Origin of the sequence: Bradyrhizobium sp. USDA 241 (genome assembly GCF_049739505.1) — a bacterium.
Taxonomy (GTDB): Bacteria; Pseudomonadota; Alphaproteobacteria; order Rhizobiales; family Xanthobacteraceae; genus Bradyrhizobium; species Bradyrhizobium liaoningense.
The window spans coordinates 1182619-1207433 of record NZ_JBMGPZ010000002.1 but is presented as its reverse complement, the minus strand read 5'-3'; the positions used below and the strand labels follow the sequence as shown (position 1 = coordinate 1207433).

Genomic DNA, 24815 nt, shown 5'->3' with positions numbered 1-24815 from the left:
GGAAGAAGGCTTGGCTGGTCTAATCGCACAAAGCCGGCCGGGGCGGGCGCAAGCTTTAGGCTTTGTTAACTATGTCTGACCGATGGTATGCCGCCTGAATCTCGAATGTGGGATGGCCCAAATGTTTCAGCTGTTCCTGAGAGCGCGCGCACACAATCTTCTCGGCTCCCGCCGCGAGGACAAGACCTTCAAGGCGCGCTCCGCCGAGCGTGATGCGGAGACCGACCGCGCGCGGATCGGTGCCGTCCTGGCGGCGATCGAGACAGCATTGCAGGAAGCGGAGAGGGAGCAGGCCGGCCTCAACCGGCGTGTCGACGATGCCCTCGCGCGTGCGTCCGTCACCTTCGGAAACGGCACCGACGAATATCTCGAGCGGGAGCCTCTCGACAATCATCATCAGGATCTCTTTGCGGCCGACATTTCGAACGGCCAGCGCCGGCTCAAGGAATTGGCAAGCAGCATTGCTCACCTGAAGTTCGTCAAGACCGCAATGCTCACACGCTTTCCCGATTTCAAACCGCCGCAGCTCAACAGCTAGTATCGGGAAGGCGGCTCGATCGCGTGGCAATTCGCGCTCGTTTGCCGTTTGGTGCTCCGATCCTTTTTGATATGGTTCGGCAACCATTCACGGATTGAGGGAGCGCAGCGGTGCCGGTCAAAAATGTGCGGACGTTGGTTGGATTGGCAGGTGCTTTGACGCTGGCCGCGCCGGCGACGGCTTCGGCCATCACTGCCGAAGTGGCGCGCGCATGCGACGCCGCCGTGGCCAAGGCCTTTCCACCCAGGCAAATCGGCAACCCCGCGGCCGGGAGCGCCAAGGGAACGGGCAAGGACCAGCGCGAATACTTCCAAAAGTGCGTGGCCAACAACGGCAAGGTCGACGATATGCCGGCGGCCGCGCCCAAGGACAACAAGCCTGCCAAATAGAAGGCAAAGGCTGCGTTATCGCCGGGGCGGCGGGCAGGGCGAGTAGAACGCGCCGTTCGCCGCATTGATGCGCTCGACGCATTGATTGGGATCGGTGATCGTCCCAGCGACGGTGAAGTCATAGCCCATGCCCTTGACCACCACGACGTAGCGGCCTGGCGCGAGCGTGAAACCGTCTTGCTCCGGTTGAAGCAACAGCATTCTCGACTGGTCGTCGATCGGACCTACCTTGTAGGGGTAGGACATGCTGCGGATGACCCAGGAATCGCCGGCGCTGACCATGGCCGCTTTGCCGGTGGCATCGACGCCCATCGACCGGGAGACTTTCGCGATCACCCGAACTTCGGTCCCGCTTGCATCGACACCCCCGTCGGGCCTGAACACGATGAATTTGACATCGCCGTCCATCAAAGTGGTCGCGCTTGGCGTGTTGATGGCTGCCGAGATTGCGACGCGCCGGTCCGGTATCTTTCCAGGCACCGGCCTGAGCTCATGGAGCTGGCCCTCGCTCAAGGCGTAGACCCCGAATGTCGTCGGCAGGGGGATCGAGGGTTGTGCAGCTTGCGCCGGCTCCTTTGCGCTCTCCGGCAGTCGTTCGGCGGTCTCGCTGACCGAGGGAGTCGGAATCGCGGTCGCCTGAGGCTCCGGGCTCTTGGGCGTACGTTCGGGCATCGCCACCTGCGACAATGCCGTCAGGTGTGCCTTCAGCCGCGGCCAATAGACGACCGCGGTGCCGACGCCCGCAATGAGCAGGAGGATGGTGATCAATCGAACGAGAGAATTGAAGGCGCCGCTCCGTTTGGGTTGGTCAGGCGATCTTGGCGGTGCGGCAGGACGCCGCGGCATCTCGGCAGTCACCGGAATGGCCGATGACGCCAAGGCAGCCGGCGTCGGAATAGGCGGGGGAACGGGGACGTTCTCCGGTGGAGAATTCGCCATGGGGCCCGCGGCATCCTTGGTCGGTGAAGACCTCTCGCTTCGCTCAAAGGCGCGTTCGACCTCCCGAATGGCGCGTTCGAGGACTTGCTGGAGCTCTCGCGCTTCCCGCGCGTCGGCGTGGGTGAATTGTTCCAGGAGCTTGATGCGGGCCAACTCGTAGACGACGTCGCGCATCTGTCGGGGGTCGTCAGAGATGTCGCGGATCCGTGCCGACAACAGACGGACAAGTCCGGCCTTGATCTCTTGCGCCTTCGAGGCGTTGGTTGCTGTGTCGCCGGGCTCCGTCATCAAGGCCGATCAACTAGCCCGGATAGTGCTGTTTCGCTAGGCTTTTCACCCTGGCTTCCCTCGGCCGCGGTGGATCGCTTTGATGATCCGGCCTGCAAAGGTCCGGCGCGATCGTCTCGAAGAGCTTGCTTTTGAGCAGAAACCTGTGACATTTCGCCCAGCTCCTCTTTCCGGTGTTTGACCATGCGCGGCGTTTTGACAGCGATCATGTTTTCGGCCTTTCTGGTTCAGTCTGCTTTCGCGCAAGGAACCAAGGATCGGGCCAACACCACCAGCTCCAGCATCGTGACAACACAGGATAAGAAGAAACAGACCACCCAGGCTGCCTCCCGGCCGACCGCTGTCCGGAATGTGGCGGGAAGCCTTCCTGCCGGGCAGTCGGCTCAAGGTGTCTGGCGGGATGGCAAGCTGATTGCCGTGCCTCGGTGAGGTCATGCAACGAACCGTGAAGGAACGGTGTTCGCCTCCCTGACGTTCTTGCTAGGGAGATGTCGCACATGAAACGATTAATCTTGATCACGTTCGCACTTGTCGCGCCTGCCGGCGCCTCGGCTCAGGGCGTCAACGACCCCTCGACGCCCAATCGCAACGTGATCATCGTCAATCCGTCGCAGCCCGCGCGCCCCAACGCGACGCGGAATATTCCGAGCCGGATCGAGCCTCCGGTGACGAGTGGCGCACGGGCCCGGCCCTATCACGGGAATACAACCCGGGGTAGCGGGTCGGGCTACCGTTACTAGAGTATGCTGCACTGGAGCATGCTCCGCGGAACGACGGATTTATCCTGGTCTCATCGCGCTTGAGCCGCGGTTAGGCGTGCTCTATTGCGGGTTGACTTCGACCTCCAGGGTCGACGTTCCCAGGTCGTGCCGGTTCTTGCCTGAGATCAGCAGCGTAAACTTGTCCTGGCTCGGAGGATGGTTTTCTGCCGAATAACGAAAGCCGGACCCCACCACCGCAAGTTGTCCCCGCGATGGTCCGCTCACGACCGATACGTTGAAGATCTGCATGTACGACCAACGCAGTCCCTGGATGCAGTCGGCTCCAGGAGCAATGGACATGGTCCACTTCACCGTATCATCCGACAAGGCGAACGGCGTTCGTTCCTTGACGCAGAGAGGGCTCGCCTGCGCCGCGAGGCCAGACATGGCGGAGACCGCAACGACAACAGCCAACAGCAACATCGGTCTTGCAAGCATTCTCGGCAACTCCACGAGCGGACGCCGAAGGTAGCAGCAATGAGCTAATGAGGTCTTAGACCGGAGCTGGCTGCCCTAGCCGATCGTATGACGTGGAACTCACGTCCCCTCGATCAACCCGGCGGACCTCCTCCGAACCATGCCATCCTACCCCTGTTGTGCCCGACGGATCAAATCGAATTTCGGAAAACTCGTAACTCATTGATTTGGCTGGGGCCGCCTACTGTGCATGGGGTTGTTTTCGAGCTTTCGAGGGGGAAGGCGCCAGGTCAGGTGTTGAATATGTTAGTCGGCCCGTCATCCGCCGCCCGCCAAACGACTTGCGTGCGAATCTACCGTCTCGCAATTGTTGCAATTGGCAACCTCATAGGCTGAACTTGCTGTGGCCTCTGACTGCTGTTGGTCTCATTGGAGTCATCGGAATGCAATCCATGCGCCGCAATTCCGTATCAGATCGCCGGATGCTGGGAGACGAACCGGTCAGAGCGATCGTGGCCGTCGCTGTCGGACTTGCCATGTATCTTGCCTGTCCGCTCTTGTGTTTTGCTCAGAGCGAACCTGAGCCCTCGCTCAGCGACTATCTTCCACCGAGCGAGCCGGAAGTCTCGCGCGATGAATGGCGGCAGCGCATCGAGGAGGCACGGCGCCGGGCCAAAGAAGCCTCGCGCGAGCGGCGCGAGCATCCGGAGCTCTACAAGCCCACTCCCGAAGATCCGGACATCGTTGCGACCGAACGTCTCCTGCGCGATGACAGCCTGCAACGCGGCGACATCGTTACGACCAAGAAGGGCATGTTCGTCTACCAGGGACGATCCGACCAACCGCGCCGCGATCAGGACTTCGTGCCCGTCAACCCGAAATCCCTGCGCTGAATTAGTACCGGCGCAGAATCTCGTTGAATTTGGGATCGGTGACCTTCGTGGTCTCGAGCAGCAGGGACTTGCCTTGCGGCGTCGCCTGCACATAGGCCGCGATCAGCAGAGGCTCGTAACGCGAGCGATTGGCCAGCGCCGAGCGGATGTCGGATTGCGCCAGGAGCTTGATCTCTTCATCGGTCGCAGCCGCGCTCGCGGTCACCGTCCGGACGCGAGAGAAGGCAACATCGATCGGCACCGCGCCGGTCAGGTAAGACATCTTCACCGCAGGCGTGACCGCCTCACCGGCCTGAGCCTGTAGCGTGCCAAGCGTCAGCCATAGCGCGGGCCTGATCGGCGAGACTTTCAAGGCGGTGACGACCGCGCCTTGGGCCGCCCTGTTGTCGCTGGCTTTGCTGGTCGCTTCGGTCGAAGGGCGGTGGAGAACGTCAGCAGCAATCGCTGCCGCGTAATTCGCCAGCAGGTCGCCATCCCATGACACGGATGCCAAACCGGCTGAGGCAGCCAGCTTCGTCTTGTCAGGCGGAATCTGGCCCAAGAACAAATCGGTGGCGCGAAAGCTGGGTCGTATCAGATCGCCATAGAACGCGATGCCGGCGTGAAGCGCCAGCACGATTGCGGTCAGGATGCCGATGACGCGGAGCAGGATCACCGAAGTTCGGCCCAAGCTTTCAAATTGCCATCAGACTATCGCCTTGGATCGTCAGCAGCGTCAAGTTTCCGGTCGCGTAAGCGCCGGTGTCGATGTTGATGCGGTTGGGTCGGATATCGGGTGCGCTGACCGGCGTATGACCGTGCACGATATATTTGCCGAAGCGCTCCTCGGAGGCGAGGAATTCCTCGCGGATCCAGAGCAGATCCTCATCCTTCTGGCGATCGAGCGGGATGCCCGGCTTGACGCCGGCATGGACGAAAAAGAAGTCGCCGCAGGTAAAGGACGAGCGCAATTGCTGGAGGAAGGCCAGGTGCTCCGGCGGCAGCGCGCGTCTCAGTCCCTCGATCAATTCGACCTGCTGCTCCGCGGACGGGTTCATCGTCGGCGTGATGCCGTAGGAGACCAGCGTCAGCAGGCCGCCATAGTGGCGCCATTCCTGCAGGCGAGCGGGGTCCTTGAGCACCTCGAGCAGGAAGACCTCGTGATTGCCCTTCAGGCAGACCGTCTCGTGCGATTTCGAGCGCGCGATCAGGAGATCAAGAACGGCGCGTGAGTCCGGACCGCGGTCGACATAGTCGCCGAGAAAGACCTGAATGGCGCGCTGGGGGGCCGAGTGGGCAAGGTCGACGTCAATCACGGTTAACAGCGATTGAAGCAAATCGGCGCGGCCATGCACGTCGCCGATCGCATAGACGCGAATGCCATCGGGAAGCCGAGGCTTGATCTTCTTTCGAAAGCGGGAGGAAAGGCCCATCAGGTCGGTCGAATCGCTGCCAGCGTCACGAGCGGAACGTCGCGACCGCTCTTAGCAGAACAAGTCCCACATCGGTATTCTTAATTGTTTCCAACCGATGAGCCCGCATTTTGATTAAAGGATTACGCGGCCGTTGAGCCGTATTTCAAGACGTCTCGCGTAGCGTCTCCTCAACAAGAATGGGGAGCGCAACATGCGCAAAGTGGTAAAGTTTCTGGCGGCCGTGGCCGCGATCGTGGTTGCTGCGGGGGTGCAGCAGAAAGCGGAAGCCGCCTTCGTCGGTACGCCGATGGGGCTGCGCGGTGCCATCCAGTACATCAAGTTCGATCAGCCGACGCTGGCGCCGATGGCGTTCACCATGTTCTGCCTGAAGTACAAGGACGAGTGCAAAAAGCTCGATCACACCGTAGGCTTGTGGTTCATTTACAACGTAGCCGAATACGGTGGCCCCCGATTTTCGAGATGCCGCGGTGGACAGCATACTAGCCCGTCCTATTCGTGAGAGTGCGGCTTTTGGGCCCGATTGATGCGGCCGCACATCTTGTCTGACGAGGCGCACAGGATTGCCTTCGGCTTTTCGCCGCCTGACGACCGGTACTTTGCAACGCGCTTGAGGGATGGGTTGGGCGAACGGGGGCGGACGCCCCGCCGGTCAAGGACCGAGCGGCAGCAGCGCGCCGGGCAAGCCGCAGATCAGGTCGGCTTCGGGACATGCCGCGGCAAACGCAAGGCGAATGCGGCTCGTGGTCTCGACGACACGGGCGGCGATTTTCAAGAGCCGAAGACGCAGCGTCGCGAACTCGGCAGCGGCCAATTCCCGGGCTTTGGGAATGGCGTCGCGCACGGTCAGCATCAGCCAATAAGCGGCCGTATGGAGCACGAGACGGACCTGGTTGGCGAGCGCCGAACGGCAGCTGGTGCGATCGGAGGCGAGCTGCGTCTTATGCAGCTTGATCAGATTCTCGGCTTGGCCGCGCGCGCAATACAGGCTGTCGTAGATCCACTCGGCCGAGCCGACATCGAGGCTGGTGACGACGAAGCGGATGTCGAGGCCGAGCATCGTCGCCTCAATACGGGCGACAGTGCGCCGTTCGCGATCCCAGGACTTTGCCTTGTGGCGCGTCTCGGTATAGCCACGCAGAACCGGCAGGTTCTCGATGGCGCGTCGCGTGCGGATGTCGTCGGCGACCTCGTCGACTTTTCTGGCGAGAGGCTTGGTGCCGGACAGACCGAAGATGTAGTCGATGCCGTTGGTCTCGCACCACGCCATTGCCTCCGGCCGGGCATAGTGCCCGTCGCCACGGAACGTAATTTGCGTGTTGTGCCATCGCGTCCGGATATGCCGTACCAGGCGGCGCAGATGGGCACGCACCTCGACGCCGCCCGGCGTCTTGCCGGGCCGCAGCACGACGGCCACGGGCCGGCTCTTCTCCGTGTCGTAGACGTGGATCGGCAGGAAGCAGCGTTCGTCATAATGAGCGTTGAACAGCGAGAGCTGCTGATGGCCGTGGACGACGTCGCAGGTATCATCGATGTCGAGCGTGACGGATGCCGGCTCGCGCGGGTAGCTATCCATCCATGCGTCGACCAAAGTGTAGGTCAGCCGGATCACGTCGCGCAGGCGCGGAGCATTCTCCAGCCGCGACAGCGTCGGCTGGGAACACAAATCCCGGCCCGTGTCCGGTAGGCGACCGCAGGCCAGTTTGAATGCCGGATCGGACCTCAGATGATCGAGGTCGTCGGCGTCCTCGTAGCCGCAGCAGATCGCGAACATGCGAGCGCGGAACATATCGACCAGGCTGTGCACGACCCGCGTCGGATCGCGCCGATCCGGGAACACCCGGGCCAGATTGTTGGCCAAACCGAGACGCCGCTCGGCCATCGCCAGAAGCATCACGCCCCCGTTCGAGGTTAGGCGCCCACCATCGAAGGCAGCTGTGACTTTCTTGGCGTGAACGGCTGGAAACGAGAAGGGCGGAATCGTATCGTCGGTCATGGCGGGCGTGGCGTTCGCGGTTGGAGGTGATGGGGTTGGCTTGCAACCGAATCCTACGCCGCATCAGCGCTTTACCCCTCAGGCGCACTCTTACGAATAAGACGGGTTAAGTTGAAGAAAGATTGAGTGACTCCCGATCATTTCTGTGCCGAAACGTGGAGTCGCGGTCGTGCCGCGTCCAAAGAAACCGGCGCGAGCGGCCTATTAGACGCGGTAGGTGCTCAGCCTCCGAAACGAGACTATCAAGCATGAAGAGATCGAGCGCGAGGCAGAGGTTTTATTTGTGTTGAATTCTTGCTTCTCGATAGTGGTCTGAAATCGTATCATCGGTCATGGCGGGCGTGGCGTTCGCGGTTGAAGGTGATGGGGTGGCTTCGCAACCGAATCCTACGCCGCATCAGCGCTTTACACCACGCTCGCCAGCCTCTCAGGCGCCCTCTCGCGAATAAGACGGGCTAGGAAGGCCATGGCCATAGAAGATGTTGTCGCCAAGGATCAGAGCTACGGAATCTGAACCGACAAAATCTCGTCCCACGATGAAAGCGTCGGCCAACCCTCTCGGAGCATCCTGAGTGGCATACGCGAAGCGCAATCCAAATTCTTCGCCGTCACCCAGGAGGCGCTGGAAGAGTGGTTTGTCTTGGGGGGTAGAAAAGAGCTGGCCCCGCAAATTCGGACAGTAGCTTGAGTGGATTTTCTGCCTGACAGCGGCGAGGATTCTTGCTGCGAATCAGGAGCGAAGATGACGAAGAAGAGCCGCCGGACGCATTCTCCGGCATTCAAGGCGAAGGTTGCTTTGGCTGCGGTCAAAGGCGACAAGACACTGGCGGAGCTGGCGCAACTGTTTGATGTTCATCCGAACCAGATCACGATCTGTGCGCGTTTCGCGGGATCGTGAGCGCGGATTTCAGGGGATCGTGAGCAGAGATTTCAGATGATCGTGAGCAACGATTTCGCGGGATCGTGAGCAAGGCTTTCGGAGCCTTGCAGCGCTTCGGCCGACAACTCAACCGGCTTAGGGATGACCTCGTGGTTAACGAGGAAGTCCAATGCCTACCCAGAGATTGTCGATGCGCCGGATCAAGGAAGTCCTTCGGTTAAAACATTTTCAAGGCCTGCCAGAGCGGGCCATCGCGCGGAGCGTGGGCGTCAGCAACGGCGTTGTGCACAGCTACCTGAGCCGCGCCCGCTCTGCTGGGTTGAGCTGGCCGCTTCCGGAGGGAATGACCGATGAAGACCTGGAGCTTTTGCTTTTCCCGGCCCCACGACCAGCGTCTCAGAGCCCGCAGCGGCCGGTGCCCGACTGGAGCTACATCGATAAAGAGCTCCGCCGGCGCAACGTAACCCGTCGCCTGCTCTGGGAGGAGTATCGCGCCGTTAATCCCGACGGTTTCGGGTACACGTGGTTCTGCACTACCTACGAGGCCTGGAAGGGGCGGGTCCGACCTTCGATGCGGCAGATTCATCTGGGCGGCGAGAAGGTGTTCGTGGATTTCGCCGGCGACACCATCGACATCGTCGATCCCCTGACCGGGGAAGTGCAGCCGATGAAGCTGTTCGTCGCGGCGATGGGCGCTTCGAACTACACCTACGCCGAGGCCTGCCCCAGCGAGAGCTTGGCCGACTGGATCCGGGCCCACGTCAACTTGTTCACGTTTTTGAGCGGAACGCCGACGTTCGTGGTCTGCGACAACCTCAAAGCCGCCGTCAGCAACCCCGACCGCTACGATCCCGGCCTCAATCGCACTTATGCCGAGATGGCGAGCCATTACGGCACGGCCATTCTCGCCGCACGGCCGCGGCGCCCAAAAGACAAGGCGAAGGTCGAGGTCGCGGTGCAAATCGCCCAGCGCTGGATTCTGGCCCGGCTGCGCAATCAGCGCTTCTTTTCCCGGGCCGAGCTCAACGCCGCCATCAAGACACTCGTCGACGAACTCAATGCTCGTCAAATGCGTGGCTTCGGCTCAAGCCGCGCCGAACTGTTTGCCGAACTCGACAAACCCAAGCTAACCCCGCTGCCAGATCAGCCTTATGCCTTCGCACGCTGGAAGCGCTGCCGCCTCGCTCCCGATTATCATGTCGAGGTCGACGGCCATTGGTACTCCGCGCCGTATCGTCTGATTGGCGAGCTGGTCGATGCCCGTATCGACGATCGGACGGTCGAGATCTTCCACAAGGGCCAGCGGATCGCCAGCCATGCCCGCGCGCCCAACCGACGCGGACACACCACCATCGCCGACCACATGCCCAGCGCCCATCGCCGCTACGGCAAATGGACCCCCGCCGCGGTGATCGCCGCCGGCGAGCGGATCGGTCCTTCGACAGCAGCGTTTTTCCAGGCCGTGATCGACGCCCGCCCCCATCCAGAACAAGGCTTTCGAACCTGCCTTGGCATTCTGGCGCTCGTCAAAAGCTACGGCGCCGAACGCCTCGACGCAGCCTGCCAGAGGGGCATCCTCATCAAGGCGCGCTCCGTCGCCTCGATTAGATCGATCCTCCAGAACGGCCTCGATCGCACGTTCTTCGACGAATCTTTCGAGCACCAGCCCCTGCGCCACGGCAACATCCGCGGACGCGACTACTTCCACTGAAGCAAGGAGAGACCCGGCATGCTTAACCACCCAACCCACGAACGGCTGATCGAGCTTGGCCTGACCGGAATGGCCAAGGCCTTCGAGGAGCAGCGCCGATCGCCCGATCTCGAAGCCCTGCCGTTCGAAGATCGCATCGGCCTGTTGGTCGACCGCGAAGCCGCCGAACGCGACACCAGGCGGCTCACCACGCGCCTCAAGATCGCCGCACTGCGCCAGACTGCTTGCGTCGAGGACGTCGATCTGCGCACCCCGCGGGGCATCGACCGCGCCGTTTTCGCCAAACTCGTCGAAGGTCGCTGGATCGATCGCCACGAGAATTTGCTCGTCACCGGGGCAACCGGCCTGGGCAAAAGTTGGTTAGCCTGCGCGCTCGGCCACAAGGCCTGCCGCGACAACCGATCAGTCCTCTATCATCGCGTTCCAAGGCTGTTCGAGGCGCTCGCGCTCGCGCGCGGAGACGGACGCTACGCCCGGCTCCTCAAAAGCCTCGGCCGCGCTCAGCTTCTGATTTTGGATGATTGGGGACTATCGGTGCTCACCGCCGCGGAACGCCGCGATCTGCTCGAAATCCTCGAGGACCGCCATGGCCGCGCATCCACCATCGTCACAAGTCAGCTCCCCGTGGACACCTGGCATGGAGCCATTGGGGACCCCACGGTCGCCGACGCCATTCTCGATCGCCTCGTCCACAACGCCCACCGCCTCCAGCTCACCGGAGAAAGCATGCGAAAACGCAGCGCCAAAACCATCACCCTTGACGGCCAACCAGAACACTGACTCTATCTCCCATCGGCCGTAGCGGGCTGCTCACGATCGTCTGAATTCAGTGCTCACGATCGCGCGAAATCGATGCTCACGATCCGTGAAATCCGCAAGCTGGCGTTGGAAAACGATTTTTTGTCCGGCGCGCTCACCAAGGCGGGCCTGCTGAGCGCAAAGCGATGATCGACCGCGATCATGATCTTTCTATCGTGCGCCAGGCGAAGGTCCTGAAGCTGGCTCGCAGCACGGTCTACTATGAACCTCGGCCAGTTTCGGCCGAGGACCTTGCCTTGATGCGTCGGCTCGATGAGCTGCATCTCGATTATCCCTTCGCGGGAGCGCGTATGCTGCGATCGTTGCTGCGGCGGGAGGGCGTATACGCCGGTCGCCGCCACATCGCGACGCTGATGAAGCGCATGGGGATCGAGGCGGTCTATCGTCGCCCGAACACGAGCAAGCCGGCTCCGGGTCACAAGATCTACCCGTACCTGTTGCGCGGATTGAAGATCGAGCGGCCCGACCATGCGTGGGCAATGGACATCACCTACATTCCGATGCGGCGTGGCTTCGTCTATCTCGCGGCGGTCGTCGATGTGTTCAGCCGACGGGTCCTGGCCCATCGCGTCTCGATCACAATGGAGGCGGCCTTCTGCGTCGAAGCGGTCCAGGAGGCGTTGGCGAAGCACGGCAGGCCCGAGATTTTCAACACGGATCAGGGCAGCCAGTTCACCAGCCTCGAGTTCACCGATGTGCTGCTGGACGCGAAGATCGCCATCAGCATGGACGGCAAGGGCGCCTGGCGCGACAACGTGTTTGTCGAGCGGCTCTGGCGCACGGTCAAATACGAAGAAGTTTATCTCCGCGCCTACGACAGCGTGTCCGAGGCGCGAGCGTCAATTGCCAAGTATCTGGCCTTCTACAATCAGGGACGCCCTCACTCGAGCCTTGACGGGCGCACGCCCGACGAGGCTTACTTCGGCACGCAAGCTATGGTGATGGCCGCATGACCGTCGCCGACGGTTTTGTCGTCGCTCTGGTCGGGCTACGCCCTCCCGACGCAACGACAAAACCGTAAAGCCCCTCGTTCAGCATAACCCGGCAGGAATCCACTTAAATCCAGCAGGGCGCTGTCCAAACAACCGGGGCCAGCTCTGCCGCCGCCGCCGATCCCGACCGTATCCGGTTCTCGCCATCGGTCGTGCCGCCCTACATGCGGCGGTCGAAGTCGATCGAGACGCTGCTGCCGATCCTCTATTTGAAGGGGATCTCGACCGGCGACTTCTCCGAGGCGCTGGCGGCGCTGCTCGGCAAGGATGCTGCCGGGTTGTCGGCATCCGCCGTTGGTCGCCTGAAGGACGGCTGGCTCGACGAGTACGCCGCGTGGCAAAAGCGCGATCTTTCGGCCAGGCGCTATGTCTACATCTGGGCCGATGGCATCCATCTCGAAGCTCGCCTCGAGGACGAGAAGCAGTGCATCCTGGTGCTGATCGGCGCGACGCCGGAAGGCCGCAAGGAACTGGTCGGCTTCACCGATGGCGCCCGCGAGAGCGCGCACGATTGGCGCGATCTGCTGCTCGATCTGAAGCGGCGTGGGCTCGACGTGTCGCCGCGGCTCGTCATTGCCGACGGCGCGCTCGGGTTCTGGAAGGCCGCCGGTGAGGTCTGGCCGACAACGCGCGAGCAGCGCTGCTGGGTGCACAAGACCACCAACGTGCTCGCCAAGCTGCCAAAGAGCCAGCAGCCGAAAGCCAAACGCGCGCTGCAGGAGATTTGGATGGCGGAGTCCAAGGCCACCGCCGAGCTGGCATTCGACGCCTTCATCGAGAGCTACACACCCAAATACGAAAAGGCGGCCGACTGCCTCGGCAAGGATCGGGACACGCTGCTGGCTTTCTACGACTTCCCCGCCGAGCACTGGAAACACCTGCGGACGACCAATCCCATTGAAAGCACCTTCGCCACCGTGCGCCACCGCACGATCCGATCGAAGGGTTGCCTGTCCAACAGGACGGCGCTCGCGATGGTCTTCAAACTGGCCGAGGCCGCGCAGAAAAGTTGGCGTCGACTCGATGGTCACAACCAGTTGCCAAAACTCGTGCTCGGTGTGACATTCAACGACGGGATTGAGGTCATCGCCAAGCACGGCTGACCGTGAGCCCAAAACCGCCGCCGCCTGACCGGCCCGGCCGTCACCAAAATTTGGCGATAGCTCTGGCATCCGTCTCGCAACCAACTGTTCTGCCGCCCGAGCTCCCGTACGCTAAGGCACTGTTAGCAGTGTGCACCGCCGAAGAAGCGACGCAACGTTACAACTTGGATAAGGCCGATCTAGAAGTAGACGCAGCGGAAGTTTTGCGAGCTATGCGGGAAACTGGGTGATGACGGAATGAGATAGGCGGCGTATCGAGGCGGGTGTCGAGCCTGCCAGAACCTCAAGGAGAGCGATACGCCATGAACGAGCATAGCAACATTGTCCCACTGCGTCAGCCCGATGAGATCGACGATCCACTGACGAATATTTTGCGATCTGGAGCTCGGCAGCTGCTTGCGCAGGCTGTCGAGATGGAAGCCGAGGCGTTTCTCGCCGCGATGAAGGGCTTGAAGCTTCCCGATGGCCGCGACCGCCTCGTGCGACACGGCCATGGTCCAGTGCGGACGATCCAGACGGGGATCGGCGCCGTCGAAGTCGCCCGGGTAAAGATTGTAAACGGTACGAGAGGCCCACGGAGCCACGGACTTGGTGCGGACGGCCTACGCACCGCGCTTGAAGCGTATAGGCATCCAGAACTGCCGGAGGGCCTCGACGGTTGCTGGAATGTTGCGCCAGGCGTTTTGGATGATGGGCTGCGTTCCCAGCGTGCGCCGGGCCGGGGGTAGCAAGGGTCGACCGGCGTCGTCGATGCAATGGACCAAGATCGGCCGCAGCATAAGGTGTTCGGTTCCATTCGGGGGGAGAAGCCGCGACCAGACGAGAAGCCGAAGCTTCATGACGGCGTAGAAGCCCATGCACCAGGGCTGCGGGTCGACTTCGCCGTCCGGTGATCGCACGAACAGCGGCTCGAAGCTCTCCGGTCTCGTCGACAGCGTCTCGCTGATAGCGTTGTGGCGCATCAGCGTGGCGGCGATTGCCGAGAACTCCTCGGTGTCGTGATTGAAGGCGTCGGGATCTACGCCGAGGAGCGGGCACACCCATTCCTCGGACGCCATCGAGACCGGCCCGGCGACGACCGCGGCCACCGCGCCATCGAGCATGGAGAGCGACGTCGCCCGCGGATGCCGAAGCGTCGGCGACCTGGCGCGCTTGCTGATCCATTGCCCGAGCCGTTCGAACGACATGGCATAGTCCGCCATCGTCGTCTTGCGTGCTTTTCGCGTTCCCCGCCCTTGCTTCGGCTTCGTCATGCCACGGCCCGCTTTTCGGCTTCGCGTGCGGCCTTCCAGTTCCAGGCCAGAAGTTCGTGAAGCTGGTTGGTCTTCGTGGCGCCGCTCACCATGCGATCGAGAACGTCGACGAGATACGCCTCGGGGTCGAGGCCATTCAATTTCGCTGTGTTAAGAAGCGAAGCGAGTATCGCCCAGGTCTCGCCCCCGCCTTCGTCACCACTGAACAACGAGTTCTTTTTTCCGATCGCAATTGGCCTGATCGATCGTTCGACCGTGTTGGTGTCCGGCTCGAGCCGCCCGTCATCCAGGAACGTCGTCAGGCCCTGCCAGCGTTCGAGCATGTAGTCGATCGCCTTGATGAGCGTCGAGCGGCGGGAGATCCCGTCCTTCACCGCGATCAGACGGGCCCTCAACGCCTCCATCAGCGGCTTCGTCTCGGCCTGTCGCGTCGCGCGGCGTTCCCCAGCATCGAGACCGCGGATCCTCTCCTCGATCGCGTAGACGGCCGCAATGCGCTCGATGACCTCCGCGGCGAAGGGTGAGTTCGTCGTCTTGTGCACCCTCACGAAGTTGCGGCGCGCGTGAACGAGACAATACGCCAGCTGGATCTGGCCCGACATCATCGCATCGCCCGCCAGCGAGGCGTAGGCGGCATAGCCGTCGACTTGCAGCACGCCTTCGAAGCCGGCTAACTGCGCCACGATCTCCTTTTTGCCGCGACCACCTGCGAACACGTAGGCGACCGCCGGCGGCGCCGGCCCCTTCCACGCCCGATCGTCCGTCGCGTGCGCCCAGAACTGGCAGATCCTCGTGCGGCCGCGTCCCGGATCGAGCACTGGCATCGGCGTCTCGTCGCAGAACAGCCGCTCGAAGCCGTGCATAGTCTTCAGTTGCAGATCGTAGAGGCCCCTGACCAGCCACGCCGCGCTCCCCATCCAGCGCGCCAGCGTCTGACGGTCGACGACGACACCCTGACCCGCCAGGATCTGCGTCTGGCGATAGAGCGTCGATTGCCAGGCATATTTGGCCGCGGCGATATGCGCGATCAGCGCCGTCGTTGCCATGCCGCCCTCGACGAGCCGCGCCGGTGCCGGGGCCTGGACAATCGGGCCCTCACAGGAGCGGCAGGCGTATTTTGGACGGATCGTGCGGAGCACGCGCAGCCACGCGGGAACCCGATCGAGCGCTTCGCTGCTCTCCTCGCCGATCCGATGCATCTGACCCGTGCAGCACGGGCACAGCGTGGACGCCGGCTCGATCACCCGCTCGACCCGAGGCAGATGCGCCGGCAGCGCGCCGATGTTGCGCTTCGCTTTGCGCCGCTCCGGCCGCGGCGCGTCCGGTTTGTCGTCATTGGCCGGGAGCTGTGAGCCGGCGGTCCGTTCCAGATCAAACGCGATCTGTTCGGCGCAGACGATCGCCGCGCGCTCCGATCGTGCGCCGAAGATCAGGCTCTTCAACGTGGCGATCTCTGCGCGCAGATCATCGTTCTCGCCTTCGAAAGCCAGCACCATCTCGGCAAGAGCCGCAGGGTCAGAGGGGAGATCTTCGGGGCGAAGCGCCATATCGCAGAGCTACACGAACGCACTCGCAATCGCCAGCAAAACAAGACGCTTCAGGCAACCTTCGTCGGCCGCTTCGTCACCTTCGGGACCACACGCGACCACTCCGCAAGACCTTCAATCAGCATCGCCAGTTGCGCCCCCGTCACCGGCATCGTACCCTCGCGAACAGGTGGCCAGGCAAAGCCCCCATTCTCCAGCCACTTCGTCGCTAGAACCATTCCCGAGCCGTCAAAAACCAGTAGCTTCAAACGATCCGATCGCTTCGATCGGAAGACATAAACGTCACCGCTGTAGGGCTTGCCGCCTAATCCCTCCGCTACCAGCGCGACAAGGCCATGAACGCCTTTACGAAAGTCAATCGGCTGCGTCGCGACGAACACACGGACCATTGGACCGAAAGAGATCATCGCGTCGATCTCACCGCCGCCAGCACGCGCTCCAGCGTCGCGGCGTCGACGCCGACGGGCACGCGCACCGTCGCGCCCGCGATCATCACCTCGATCCGCTCGGCCGGATCCGTCAGAACATGCGCCTTATCGATCGCGTTCGGCTGCGCCTCGACGGCGGCCTGGAGCCTGACTTGCACGAACTGCGGCGCTTCGCTCGACGCGAGCCGCGCCTGGCGCCGCCACACACTGAGCAGTCCCCGGTTCACCCCGTTGCGTCGAGCCACCTCGGAAATGCTCGTCTCCGGATCGGCACTCTCGGCCACGATCCGCGCCTTCTCCGCATCGCTCCAACTGCGCCGTCGCCTCTCCCCTGTGATCACCTCGATCCGCTGATAGGAGGCGGCATCATGCCCGTCTTGATGTCTGTCTTGATGCATGGAACGAGCGTCCCTCGCGTTGTCAAATCCACGCGCGAGTCTCGCTCATCCCGTCCACCTAAACGAGGTGGGGTCGTCGTACCGCTATCTAAAGATTCGCGATCGCGCGGTGACCAGCGATGGCGAGCGGATCCGCTTCACCTCGGCGATCCTGCCGTTGTGGGCGCACGGCGCACGAAGAGCTTGGATGCACTTTTGCCGGTTCTGTACCTGCGAGGCATCTCGACGGGCGACTTCCAGGAGGCGCTGGCGGCGCTCTTGGGCAAGGATGCGCCGAATCTTTCTCCGGCGGTGGTTTCCAGACTGACGACGGAGTGGCAGCTCGAGTACGAGCGTTGGCAGAAGCGCGATCTGTCGGCGCGCCGGTACGTATACGTGTGGGCGGACGGCGTCTTCCTGCAGGCTCGCATGGAAGACCACAGCGAATGCATGCTGGTGCTGATCGGCGCGACGCCGGAAGGCAAGAAGGAACTCATCGGCTTCCAGGTCGGCGTGCGCGAGAGCACGCAGAGCTGGCACGAACTGCTCGTCGAGGCGAAAACCCGAGGGCTGAAGATCGCCCCGGAAATCGCCGTCGGTGACGGCGCGCTCGGCTTCTGGAAGGCGCTCGACGAGGTCTTTCCCGCCACGCGACATCAGCGGTGCTGGGTGCACAAAACCGCGAATATCTTGAACAAAGTCGCAGTGTCGGTACAGGCCAGCATGAAGAAGGATCTGCGCGAGGTCTATTTGGCGTCCAACCGAGCTTCGGCCGAAGTGGCGATCGATGTCTTTGCCGAGAAATACGGAGCGAAGTACGACAAGGCGGTCGAGTGCCTGACGAAAGATCGCGACGCAATGCTTGCGTTCTACGAATTCCCCGCGAGCTATGGCTGATTTTGGGTGACGCGGCCTGATCAGGCGGCGTGGCTTTCAGTGTTCGGAATGACTTCGATTCCGTCGATGAACTTTACACCGGCGATGACTTTCGGCAACTGGTTCGTGCTCTTCAATCGCCGCCAGGTCTTCGATGCGGCGTCGATGAGCTTGAACACCATCAGCTTCGCAGTTTGTTGCGACAGCGATCCCTTGGTCCGCACCGTTCGGTGGCGCACCGTGGCGAAGACGCTCTCGATCGGGTTCGAGCTGCGTAGGTGGATCCAGTGCTCAGCAGGGAAGTCGAAGAAGGCGAGCAGCGCATGGCGATCCTTGATCAGGCACTCCACCGCACGTCCGTATTTGACGTGGTATTTCTCGACGAAGACGTCGATCGCGGTTTCAGCTTCGGCCCGGTGTGGGGCCAGATAGATGTTCCGCAGGTCGTTCTTCATGGGGCCCTGCACGGATTTGGCGACCTTGTCGAGTACGTTGCTCACTTTATGGCACCAGCATCGTTGGTGCCGCGTGCCGGGAAAGGCCTCGTCCAGTGCCTTCCAGAAGCCGAGGGCGCCGTCGCCGATGGCGAGTTGCGGGGCAATCCGTAACCCGCGTTGCCGCAGGTCGATCAGGAGTTCGCGCCAGCTCTGCGCGCTCTCGCGCACGCCGACCTGGAAGCCGATCAGCTCCTTCTTGCCTTCCGGCGTGGTGCCAATCAGCACCAGCATGCATTCGCTGTGATCTTCCATGCGGGCCTGCAGGTACACGCCATCGGCCCAGATGTAGACATAGCGACGCGCCGACAGATCGCGTCTCTGCCAGCGTTCGTACTCGACCTGCCAATCGGCCTTCAGGCCGGCGATCACCGAAGGCGACAGGTTCGGCGCATCCTTGCCGAGCAGCGCCGAGAGCGCCTCCTGGAAGTCGCCGGTCGAGATGCCGCGCAAATAGAGGACCGGGATCAAGGCATCCAGGCTCTTCGTCCGCCGCGCCCATAGCGGCAGGATTGCCGAACTGAAGCGGAGGCGGTCGCCTGGCCCGCTCGCTCCGCGGTCGCGGACCTTGGGACGAGCGACCTCCACCGGACCGATGCCGGTCGCAATCTCGCGCACCGGACCGTGCCCATGTCGGACCAGGCGCGCTCGACCGTCGGGCAGCGTCAGATTGGCCGTGCTGGCCAGAAACGCTCCAACCTCGATCTCGATCGCCCTGGCAAGCAGGTCCCGCGCGCCGGCACGAACGATATCGGTCAGTGGATCATCAACCGCGGACGGCTGACGGAAAGCAAGAACATTGGTAGTCTCGGTCATGGCGTATCGCTCTCCTCGAGAGGTTCTGGCAGGCTCGTCACCCGCCTCGATACGCCGCCTTCCTCACACCGTCATCACCCAGATTCCGCCATAGCTCATTGCTATCGCCGGAGCGCTCTACGGACTCCTGCGATCCGAATCGTCCCCTGCCGAGTCCTACCGCGAACTAGCTGCGCCAACGGTCGTGCTGCTGGATGGATCGTTCGGCGCTCGATTTGCCGGAGAGATGGTTGCCGATAGGGAAGGCTTCTTTGCGCCCAATGTCGTGCTGCGAGCCGAGCCGAATGACCCCCATTTTGTGGCAACTGTTGCCCGCGAGCGCGCTATTGGCGTTACCAGCGGCCAGAAGTTCTTGCTCGCCGCCTGGGGCGGCATCCCGGTGACCGCTTTCGCGGCAAGCTTTCTCGACACGTCAATCGCAATATTTACATTGGAGGCCTCCGGGCTGCGCCGTCCAGCTGACCTGATCGACAAGCGTCTCGGCTACCGTAGGGGAAGCGAGGGCGAGGTGATCTTCGATGCCATGATGGCTCAACTCCGCCTTCCACGGAGCCAGATCGTCAAGGAGCTATGCGGGAAACTGGGTGATGACGGAATGAGATAGGCGGCGTATCGAGGCGGGTGTCGAGCCTGCCAGAACCTCAAGGAGAGCGATACGCCATGAACGAGCATAGCAACATTGTCCCACTGCGTCAGCCCGATGAGATCGACGATCCACTGACGAATATTTTGCGATCTGGAGCTCGGCAGCTGCTTGCGCAGGCTGTCGAGATGGAAGCCGAGGCGTTTCTCGCCGCGATGAAGGGCTTGAAGCTTCCCGATGGCCGCGACCGCCTCGTGCGACACGGCCATGGTCCAGTGCGGACGATCCAGACGGGGATCGGCGCCGTCGAAGTCGCCCGGGTAAAGATTCGCGATCGCGCGGTGACCAGCGATGGCGAGCGGATCCGCTTCACCTCGGCGATCCTGCCGTTGTGGGCACGGCGCACGAAGAGCTTGGATGCACTTTTGCCGGTTCTGTACCTGCGAGGCATCTCGACGGGCGACTTCCAGGAGGCGCTGGCGGCGCTCTTGGGCAAGGATGCGCCGAATCTTTCTCCGGCGGTGGTTTCCAGACTGACGACGGAGTGGCAGCTCGAGTACGAGCGTTGGCAGAAGCGCGATCTGTCGGCGCGCCGGTACGTATACGTGTGGGCGGACGGCGTCTTCCTGCAGGCTCGCATGGAAGACCACAGCGAATGCATGCTGGTGCTGATCGGCGCGACGCCGGAAGGCAAGAAGGAACTCATCGGCTTCCAGGTCGGCGTGCGCGAGAGCACGCAGAGCTGGCACGAACTGCTCGTCGAGGCGAAAACCCGAGGGCTGAAGATCGCCCCGGAAATCGCCGTCGGTGACGGCGCGCTCGGCTTCTGGAAGGCGCTCGACGAGGTCTTTCCCGCCACGCGACATCAGCGGTGCTGGGTGCACAAAACCGCGAATATCTTGAACAAAGTCGCAGTGTCGGTACAGGCCAGCATGAAGAAGGATCTGCGCGAGGTCTATTTGGCGTCCAACCGAGCTTCGGCCGAAGTGGCGATCGATGTCTTTGCCGAGAAATACGGAGCGAAGTACGACAAGGCGGTCGAGTGCCTGACGAAAGATCGCGACGCAATGCTTGCGTTCTACGAATTCCCCGCCGAGCATTGGGACCACTTGCGGACGACGAATCCCATCGAAAGCGTGTTCGCGACGGTCCGGCACAGAACGGTGCGCACGAAAGGTTCGTTATCGTCAACGACTGCCAAGTTGATGGTGTTCAAGCTGCTCTGCGCCGCATCAAAGACCTGGCGGCGGCTGAAAGGCACAAATCAGTTGCCGAAGGTCAGCGCAGGTGTCAGATTCGAAAACGGCATCGAGGTCATCCAAGTGCCGGAAAACCACGCCGCCTGATCGCCTCGTCACCCAAAATCCCGCATAGCTCGATATCGTGGGTCGCGACGCGCTCGGCGGCTCGCTCGATGCAGCCACCAAAGGCCGCAAGGACGAGCGCATTTATCTGCGTGCCGACAAGGCCGTTTCCTATGGCGACCTAATGGAGGTGATGAATACCTTGCGCAATGCCGGCTATCTCAAGGTCGCACTGGTCGGCCTCGACGGACGCAGCTGATGGCCGCGAATGCCTTCGCCCTGCACAAGCCGCTGGGTGAGCACGAGGGCGCGCGCTGGGGTGTCTCGGCGGCCGTGATCGTGGTGTTGCACGTGGCTGCCGCGCTGCTTGCGGCGAACTGGCTCAAGTCGCAGCCCGAGCACGGCGTCAGCCTGCCGGCGATCATGATCGACATGGCCCCGGTGACCTCGGCGCCGCAGCCGACGCAGGACGTCCTCGCCCCAGGACCGGTGATGCAAGAGGCCGACGCCTCGCCGCCCGAACCCGTCCAGCAGCAGGCCATCGAGGAGACCATCGCGCCGACGCCGCCGCAGGAGAAGCCGGAGGTGGTCGCGCCACCGGAGCAGAAGCTTGAGCCGACGCCGGCCAGGCCCGAGCCGGCGAAGACCGTGCCGGTCGAAAAGCTCGCTCCAGTGAAGCCGAAGGTGGTTCGCCGCGAGGCGAAGAAGCCGTCGGAGGCGACGCCCGCGCCGCGCACCAGCGCGCCGCCGCGCGCCGAGCGCGAGGCGCCGATGGCATCCGCCATGAGTGCGGGTGCGACGGCCTCCGCGATTGCATCCTACAATCAACGCGTCCGCGCGCATCTGATGCGCTTCCACCAATATCCGTCAGGTGGCGGCGGCCAGCGCGGCGTCGCGAGGCTGAGCTTCACCCTCAGCCGCAGCGGGCAAGTCACGTCCAGCCGCCTCGGCGGCTCGTCCGGCGTCGCCGTCTTCGATGCCCAGGCCATGGCGATGATCCGCCAGGCCTCGCCGTTCCCGCCGTTTCCGGATGAGATCAGGACCGGTTCGATGAGCTTTTCGATCCCGGTGGAGTTCACGGTGAGGTAGCGGGCGGTCTCCACGACTCAGACGTCGCCCCGGAGAAGCGTCAGCGCAGATCCCTAACCACGAGGCGTAAATTGACGAGGATCGGCCATTCCGATCTCGTTCGACAACCGCTCCCTACGGCTATGCGTCCCGGCTTTCGCGGGGACGCATAGCGGAGCTTGTGGCAGCTGTGGAGAGGCCGATCTGCTACTTCGCCTTCAGGAAATCCGCGACCTCGAGCAGCACGAACTCGTTGTCGTCGGCCTTGTTGGGATCGCGGCTGGAGGAGAACGGCAGGTTGTTGTCGTTGCCGACGATGATGTGGGTGTCGTCGACGCGATCGACGTTCTCGATGGTGAAGAACGGGAAGGTGTAGACGCCGTCGTTGAGCGGCTTCCGCGCCTTCTTGTCGGGATCCCTGATCTTCATCAGGTCGATATAGCCGATCTTGCGCACGGGCTTGCCGACATTGGCGTCGGAGAGCTCGATCTTGTAGACGCGCTTGAACTTGGCGAGGTCAGGGAAGCAGTTCTCGCCGCGGGTGCCCTGCGGGCAGGCCTTGTCGGCGGTGCCTTCGCCGTTGTCGCGCTCGATGATGAGGCCGGAGGCCTGATCGATCATGTTGAAGTCGCCGATGGCATTGCCGTTCTGCTCGAACACATACTGCCAGTAGCGGCCGGTGAACTTCTCCGCGGCGACGTCGAATTCGAGGATGCGGGCGGCTTCCTTGCCGTCGACCTTCTCCCAGTCCTTCTTCTCGGCATCCCACAGCGGTCCTTCGAGCAGGCCATAGAGGAACTTGCCGTCTTTCGACGAGGCGAAGCCCTCATAGCCCTTGGAGCGGCGGAGATTGACGTTGGTGTAGGTCGCGCCCGGCGCACCCGGCGTCGCGACCGCCCAATTGTCCGGCGAGCGCACCGGCTTGCCGTCGGCGACCGTGTCGAACACGCCGAGGATCTTGCCCGACTTGTCGGCCTTCAGGATATAGGGGCCGAACTCGTCGCCGATCCAGAAGGTGTCGCCGACGACCTGGAAGCCTTCGGTGTCGAAATCGGAGCCGGTGAGATAGCGCTTCGAGCTATCCTCATGCACGATGCGGAAGGGCACCTTCTTGTCGGGATCGTGCAGGAAGATGGTCTCCTGTCGCTCGATCCTGCCGCTCGCCCAATCCATCTTGTAGCGGTTCAGGTACAGCATCGAGTCCGGCGAGTTGGCGCGCGCACCCATGCCGTTGTCGGTGATGACCCAGAAGCTGCCGTCGGGCATGGTCTTGATGCCCGAATGACCCTGGAGCGGCTGGCCCTTGAACGGCAGCGACACGCCGGTCGGTCGCTCATAGGACTTGCCCATGACGGTACCAAGCGCGTCGACCCGCTTGCCGGTGGTATATTTGCCTGCAGTCTTGAGATCGGCGGGTGCGTCAGCCGGCGCGTCGATGAACGACTCGGCCGGCATCACCACGTGGCCGGCGAGCTTCGCCGGGAATTCGCCTTCGCTCTGCGCCAGCGCAGAACTTGCGGTGAGAATGATCGTTGCGACGGTGCTGAGAAGGGTCGCGCGCATGTGCGTCTCCTGTTGGTGGACGCACGCCTTATGCGGACGGCACGTTGCAGTTTTGTGAAGCCGGGCCAAAGGCCGCAGGCCCGGCTACTGTTTGGCGGCGAGGAGATCGGAATCGGGTTCGGTGACGCGGGATCCGATCTCGTTGCGCCTCAGGCAATCTTGCGAGCGAGGAAATCGCGGATCAGGGGCGTTACCTCGTCGAACCTGTCCTCGAGCAGGAAGTGGCCGGAGTTGATGAGATGAAACTCCACCTGGGGAAGGTCGCGCTTGTAAGGATGGGCGCCGTCGGCCGGAAAGATGAAATCATTCTTGCCCCACACGATCAGCGTCGGCGGCTTGTGCTTGCGGAAGTAGGCCTGCACTACCGGGTATAGCGGCAGATTGGTCCGGTAGTCGTAGAACATGTCCAGCTGGATTTCGTTGTTGCCGGGCCGGTCTAGCAGCGCCTGGTCATGGACCCAGTTGTCGGGCGAGATGCGGCTCACGTCGGACATGCCGTCGGTGTACTGGAATTTGGTCGTCTCCAGGGTCAGCAGCTTCATCAGCGCCTGACGGCTGCTGTCTGACCCGTCGGCCCAGTATTTCTTGATCGGATTCCAGAACTCCTTCAGTCCTTCGTCGTAGGCGTTGCCGTTCTGAACGATGAGGCCGCTCATACGCTCGGGATGTTTGAGCGCCAGCCGCCAGCCGACGGGCGCGCCGTAGTCCATGACGTACATCGCGTAGCGCTTGACGCCAAGCTGGTCGAGCAGACCATCGACGAGTTCGCCGAAACGATCGAACGTATACTTGAATGTCGCGCGCGGCGGCATGTCGCTCTGTCCGTAGCCCGGGTAGTCGGGAGCGATCACGTGGTACCGGTCGGCCAGCGCCGGAATCAGGTTGCGGAACATGTGCGACGATGTCGGAAAGCCGTGCAGCAGCAGCACCACGGGTGCATCCTTCGGCCCTGCCTCCCTGTAGAAGATCTTGATCCCGTCGACGGTCTTGGTCCGATGGTACGTGACTGGATAGTCCGCGGCTCTGGCATGATCGCGTTGCGGTTTCGCCGCGGCAGCCGGTGCAGCCGCGGCAACGGCAACTCCGGACAAGCCAAGGACGAGGTGTCGGCGATCGAGGCCGGCTGATGGGCCTGTGATGTTCTCGGTACTCATGTCGATCTCCCAGTCAATATCGGTGATGATTGTATTCGTCGGTACCCGCAGGTCCGGCGCAGCATTCTGCGATGATGTCGTCAAAGCGGCCGCTGGACTTGTGCTCGGCGGCTTATGGCTGGTGCGCCGGAGGATGCCGAAGGCAGATCCAATTCCATGCTGTCTTCGCGCGTGAGGCCGGGATGCCGGAATTGCGAGCAGCCGAATGATGTCC

23 protein-coding genes and 7 pseudogenes are annotated in these 24815 nt (G+C 62.5%); 17 read left to right on the top strand and 13 right to left on the bottom strand.

Annotated elements, in window-relative coordinates; translation table 11 throughout:
- Positions 1 to 121: 121 nt before the first annotated feature.
- Together ABIF91_RS06730 and ABIF91_RS06725 are read left to right on the top strand one after the other, a co-directional pair.
- A complete protein-coding gene (locus ABIF91_RS06730) occupies positions 122 to 538 on the top strand; it encodes a hypothetical protein (protein WP_028181823.1) in 417 nt (138 codons plus the stop codon).
- Positions 539 to 648: 110 nt separating this feature from the next.
- A complete protein-coding gene (locus tag ABIF91_RS06725) occupies positions 649 to 927 on the top strand; it encodes a hypothetical protein (RefSeq protein ID WP_244430202.1) in 279 nt (92 codons plus the stop codon).
- A 15-nt stretch (positions 928 to 942) separates the two neighbouring features.
- Here the strand turns inward: ABIF91_RS06725 and ABIF91_RS06720 are convergent, their stop codons facing one another.
- Positions 943 to 1695 (bottom strand): hypothetical protein, encoded by a 753-nt coding sequence (locus ABIF91_RS06720; protein WP_424578824.1) that lies wholly within the window; start codon positions 1693 to 1695, stop codon positions 943 to 945.
- Between the two features lie 642 nt (positions 1696 to 2337).
- On the opposite strand from ABIF91_RS06720, the gene ABIF91_RS06715 reads away from it, so the two are divergent.
- Positions 2338 to 2583 carry a hypothetical protein gene (locus tag ABIF91_RS06715; protein ID WP_028181820.1) on the top strand — a complete coding sequence of 82 codons (246 nt, stop codon included), beginning with the start codon at positions 2338 to 2340 and terminating at the stop codon, positions 2581 to 2583.
- 68 nt (positions 2584 to 2651) lie between these two features.
- Positions 2652 to 2894, top strand: a complete 243-nt coding sequence (locus tag ABIF91_RS06710; RefSeq protein ID WP_155252097.1) for a hypothetical protein — start codon at positions 2652 to 2654, stop codon at positions 2892 to 2894.
- 81 nt (positions 2895 to 2975) lie between these two features.
- Here the strand turns inward: ABIF91_RS06710 and ABIF91_RS06705 are convergent, their stop codons facing one another.
- A complete protein-coding gene (locus ABIF91_RS06705) occupies positions 2976 to 3353 on the bottom strand; it encodes a hypothetical protein (protein WP_028181819.1) in 378 nt (125 codons plus the stop codon).
- A 422-nt stretch (positions 3354 to 3775) separates the two neighbouring features.
- On the opposite strand from ABIF91_RS06705, the gene ABIF91_RS06700 reads away from it, so the two are divergent.
- Positions 3776 to 4225 carry a hypothetical protein gene (locus ABIF91_RS06700; protein WP_424578823.1) on the top strand — a complete coding sequence of 150 codons (450 nt, stop codon included), beginning with the start codon at positions 3776 to 3778 and terminating at the stop codon, positions 4223 to 4225.
- A gap of 1 nt (position 4226) precedes the next feature.
- Here the strand turns inward: ABIF91_RS06700 and ABIF91_RS06695 are convergent, their stop codons facing one another.
- On the bottom strand, positions 4227 to 4895 hold the full coding sequence (locus ABIF91_RS06695; protein ID WP_424578822.1) for a hypothetical protein: 669 nt from the start codon (positions 4893 to 4895) through the stop codon (positions 4227 to 4229).
- A gap of 4 nt (positions 4896 to 4899) precedes the next feature.
- On the bottom strand, positions 4900 to 5637 hold the full coding sequence (locus ABIF91_RS06690; RefSeq protein WP_028181816.1) for a metallophosphoesterase family protein: 738 nt from the start codon (positions 5635 to 5637) through the stop codon (positions 4900 to 4902).
- Positions 5638 to 5830: 193 nt separating this feature from the next.
- Here ABIF91_RS06690 and ABIF91_RS06685 point away from each other — a divergent pair, with 193 nt between their 5' ends.
- On the top strand, positions 5831 to 6139 hold the full coding sequence (locus tag ABIF91_RS06685; protein WP_424578821.1) for a hypothetical protein: 309 nt from the start codon (positions 5831 to 5833) through the stop codon (positions 6137 to 6139).
- A gap of 150 nt (positions 6140 to 6289) precedes the next feature.
- On the opposite strand, the gene ABIF91_RS06680 is transcribed toward ABIF91_RS06685, so the two are convergent.
- On the bottom strand, positions 6290 to 7633 hold the full coding sequence (locus ABIF91_RS06680; protein WP_208086440.1) for an IS1380-like element ISBdi2 family transposase: 1344 nt from the start codon (positions 7631 to 7633) through the stop codon (positions 6290 to 6292).
- A gap of 457 nt (positions 7634 to 8090) precedes the next feature.
- Positions 8091 to 8291, bottom strand: a pseudogene (locus tag ABIF91_RS06675) (sugar phosphate nucleotidyltransferase); the annotation flags it as partial.
- 84 nt (positions 8292 to 8375) lie between these two features.
- On the opposite strand from ABIF91_RS06675, the pseudogene ABIF91_RS06670 reads away from it, so the two are divergent.
- The 6 genes and pseudogenes from ABIF91_RS06670 to ABIF91_RS06645 all read left to right on the top strand — a co-directional run.
- Positions 8376 to 8504 (top strand): annotated as a pseudogene (locus ABIF91_RS06670) (transposase); the annotation flags it as partial.
- A gap of 178 nt (positions 8505 to 8682) precedes the next feature.
- Complete coding sequence (gene istA, locus ABIF91_RS06665) at positions 8683 to 10224, top strand: IS21-like element ISFK1 family transposase (protein ID WP_424578820.1); 1542 nt, start codon at positions 8683 to 8685, stop codon at positions 10222 to 10224.
- Between the two features lie 18 nt (positions 10225 to 10242).
- Entirely contained in the window at positions 10243 to 11004 is a 762-nt protein-coding gene (gene istB, locus ABIF91_RS06660; protein WP_011090937.1) for an IS21-like element ISFK1 family helper ATPase IstB, read from the top strand.
- A gap of 87 nt (positions 11005 to 11091) precedes the next feature.
- Positions 11092 to 11996: pseudogene (locus tag ABIF91_RS06655) on the top strand (IS3-like element ISRj2 family transposase); the annotation flags it as partial.
- Positions 11997 to 12142: 146 nt separating this feature from the next.
- A pseudogene (locus ABIF91_RS06650) lies at positions 12143 to 13166 on the top strand (IS256 family transposase); the annotation flags it as partial.
- 274 nt (positions 13167 to 13440) lie between these two features.
- Positions 13441 to 13692 (top strand): annotated as a pseudogene (locus ABIF91_RS06645) (IS256 family transposase); the annotation flags it as partial.
- 48 nt (positions 13693 to 13740) lie between these two features.
- On the opposite strand, the gene ABIF91_RS06640 reads toward ABIF91_RS06645, so the two are convergent.
- Genes ABIF91_RS06640 through tnpA form a run of 4 tightly spaced genes read right to left on the bottom strand, consistent with a single transcriptional unit; the run spans position 13741 to position 16764 of the window.
- Positions 13741 to 14391, bottom strand: a complete 651-nt coding sequence (locus ABIF91_RS06640; RefSeq protein WP_063712394.1) for a UPF0149 family protein — start codon at positions 14389 to 14391, stop codon at positions 13741 to 13743.
- The gene (tnpC, locus tag ABIF91_RS06635; RefSeq protein WP_035681142.1) at positions 14388 to 15938 is read right to left on the bottom strand and encodes an IS66 family transposase; all 1551 of its coding nucleotides are present in this window, start codon (positions 15936 to 15938) and stop codon (positions 14388 to 14390) included. Before tnpC ends, ABIF91_RS06640 begins: the two co-directional genes overlap by 4 nt.
- A gap of 50 nt (positions 15939 to 15988) precedes the next feature.
- Positions 15989 to 16345 (bottom strand): IS66 family insertion sequence element accessory protein TnpB, encoded by a 357-nt coding sequence (gene tnpB, locus ABIF91_RS06630; protein ID WP_018273742.1) that lies wholly within the window; start codon positions 16343 to 16345, stop codon positions 15989 to 15991.
- Positions 16342 to 16764 (bottom strand): IS66-like element accessory protein TnpA, encoded by a 423-nt coding sequence (gene tnpA, locus ABIF91_RS06625; RefSeq protein ID WP_424578819.1) that lies wholly within the window; start codon positions 16762 to 16764, stop codon positions 16342 to 16344. The genes tnpB and tnpA overlap by 4 nt, the downstream gene beginning before the upstream one ends.
- Positions 16765 to 16852: 88 nt before the next feature.
- Here tnpA and ABIF91_RS06620 point away from each other — a divergent pair.
- Positions 16853 to 17634: pseudogene (locus tag ABIF91_RS06620) on the top strand (IS256 family transposase); the annotation flags it as partial.
- Between the two features lie 26 nt (positions 17635 to 17660).
- Here ABIF91_RS06620 and ABIF91_RS06615 read toward each other — a convergent pair.
- Complete coding sequence (locus ABIF91_RS06615; protein WP_038952271.1) at positions 17661 to 18929, bottom strand: IS256 family transposase; 1269 nt, start codon at positions 18927 to 18929, stop codon at positions 17661 to 17663.
- Between the two features lie 184 nt (positions 18930 to 19113).
- On the opposite strand from ABIF91_RS06615, the gene ABIF91_RS06610 reads away from it, so the two are divergent.
- From ABIF91_RS06610 to ABIF91_RS06595, 4 genes and pseudogenes are all read left to right on the top strand, one after another.
- Positions 19114 to 19533 (top strand): ABC transporter substrate-binding protein, encoded by a 420-nt coding sequence (locus tag ABIF91_RS06610; protein ID WP_284280575.1) that lies wholly within the window; start codon positions 19114 to 19116, stop codon positions 19531 to 19533.
- A 56-nt stretch (positions 19534 to 19589) separates the two neighbouring features.
- Positions 19590 to 20858 carry an IS256 family transposase gene (locus ABIF91_RS06605; RefSeq protein WP_014497957.1) on the top strand — a complete coding sequence of 423 codons (1269 nt, stop codon included), beginning with the start codon at positions 19590 to 19592 and terminating at the stop codon, positions 20856 to 20858.
- 31 nt (positions 20859 to 20889) lie between these two features.
- Positions 20890 to 21075: pseudogene (locus tag ABIF91_RS06600) on the top strand (biopolymer transporter ExbD); the annotation flags it as partial.
- Positions 21075 to 21905 carry an energy transducer TonB family protein gene (locus ABIF91_RS06595; protein WP_028179327.1) on the top strand — a complete coding sequence of 277 codons (831 nt, stop codon included), beginning with the start codon at positions 21075 to 21077 and terminating at the stop codon, positions 21903 to 21905. The pseudogene ABIF91_RS06600 and the gene ABIF91_RS06595, both read left to right, overlap by 1 nt.
- A 186-nt stretch (positions 21906 to 22091) precedes the next feature.
- Here the strand turns inward: ABIF91_RS06595 and ABIF91_RS06590 are convergent, their stop codons facing one another.
- Together ABIF91_RS06590 and ABIF91_RS06585 are read right to left on the bottom strand one after the other, a co-directional pair.
- Complete coding sequence (locus ABIF91_RS06590) at positions 22092 to 23447, bottom strand: esterase-like activity of phytase family protein (RefSeq protein ID WP_028179326.1); 1356 nt, start codon at positions 23445 to 23447, stop codon at positions 22092 to 22094.
- Positions 23448 to 23596: 149 nt separating this feature from the next.
- Positions 23597 to 24601: an alpha/beta fold hydrolase gene (locus tag ABIF91_RS06585; protein ID WP_051393913.1), complete on the bottom strand. Its 1005-nt coding sequence runs from the start codon at positions 24599 to 24601 to the stop codon at positions 23597 to 23599.
- Between the last annotated feature and the right edge of the window lie 214 nt (positions 24602 to 24815).

Excerpts from the sequence above, each read along its gene's own strand:
- ABIF91_RS06595 (WP_028179327.1), top strand. The coding sequence starts at position 21,075 with ATGGCCGCGAATGCCTTCGCCCTGCACAAGCCGCTGGGTGAGCACGAG.
- ABIF91_RS06715 (WP_028181820.1), top strand. The coding sequence starts at position 2,338 with ATGCGCGGCGTTTTGACAGCGATCATGTTTTCGGCCTTTCTGGTTCAG.
- ABIF91_RS06705 (WP_028181819.1), bottom strand. The coding sequence starts at position 3,353 with ATGCTTGCAAGACCGATGTTGCTGTTGGCTGTTGTCGTTGCGGTCTCC.
- ABIF91_RS06690 (WP_028181816.1), bottom strand. The coding sequence starts at position 5,637 with ATGGGCCTTTCCTCCCGCTTTCGAAAGAAGATCAAGCCTCGGCTTCCC.
- ABIF91_RS06615 (WP_038952271.1), bottom strand. The coding sequence starts at position 18,929 with ATGACCGAGACTACCAATGTTCTTGCTTTCCGTCAGCCGTCCGCGGTT.
- ABIF91_RS06685 (WP_424578821.1), top strand. The coding sequence starts at position 5,831 with ATGCGCAAAGTGGTAAAGTTTCTGGCGGCCGTGGCCGCGATCGTGGTT.
- istB (WP_011090937.1), top strand. The coding sequence starts at position 10,243 with ATGCTTAACCACCCAACCCACGAACGGCTGATCGAGCTTGGCCTGACC.
- ABIF91_RS06640 (WP_063712394.1), bottom strand. The coding sequence starts at position 14,391 with ATGACGAAGCCGAAGCAAGGGCGGGGAACGCGAAAAGCACGCAAGACG.
- tnpC (WP_035681142.1), bottom strand. The coding sequence starts at position 15,938 with ATGGCGCTTCGCCCCGAAGATCTCCCCTCTGACCCTGCGGCTCTTGCC.
- ABIF91_RS06585 (WP_051393913.1), bottom strand. The coding sequence starts at position 24,601 with ATGAGTACCGAGAACATCACAGGCCCATCAGCCGGCCTCGATCGCCGA.
- ABIF91_RS06605 (WP_014497957.1), top strand. The coding sequence starts at position 19,590 with ATGAACGAGCATAGCAACATTGTCCCACTGCGTCAGCCCGATGAGATC.
- ABIF91_RS06700 (WP_424578823.1), top strand. The coding sequence starts at position 3,776 with ATGCAATCCATGCGCCGCAATTCCGTATCAGATCGCCGGATGCTGGGA.
- ABIF91_RS06590 (WP_028179326.1), bottom strand. The coding sequence starts at position 23,447 with ATGCGCGCGACCCTTCTCAGCACCGTCGCAACGATCATTCTCACCGCA.
- ABIF91_RS06680 (WP_208086440.1), bottom strand. The coding sequence starts at position 7,633 with ATGACCGACGATACGATTCCGCCCTTCTCGTTTCCAGCCGTTCACGCC.
- ABIF91_RS06730 (WP_028181823.1), top strand. The coding sequence starts at position 122 with ATGTTTCAGCTGTTCCTGAGAGCGCGCGCACACAATCTTCTCGGCTCC.
- tnpA (WP_424578819.1), bottom strand. The coding sequence starts at position 16,764 with ATGCATCAAGACAGACATCAAGACGGGCATGATGCCGCCTCCTATCAG.
- istA (WP_424578820.1), top strand. The coding sequence starts at position 8,683 with ATGCCTACCCAGAGATTGTCGATGCGCCGGATCAAGGAAGTCCTTCGG.
- tnpB (WP_018273742.1), bottom strand. The coding sequence starts at position 16,345 with ATGATCTCTTTCGGTCCAATGGTCCGTGTGTTCGTCGCGACGCAGCCG.
- ABIF91_RS06710 (WP_155252097.1), top strand. The coding sequence starts at position 2,652 with ATGAAACGATTAATCTTGATCACGTTCGCACTTGTCGCGCCTGCCGGC.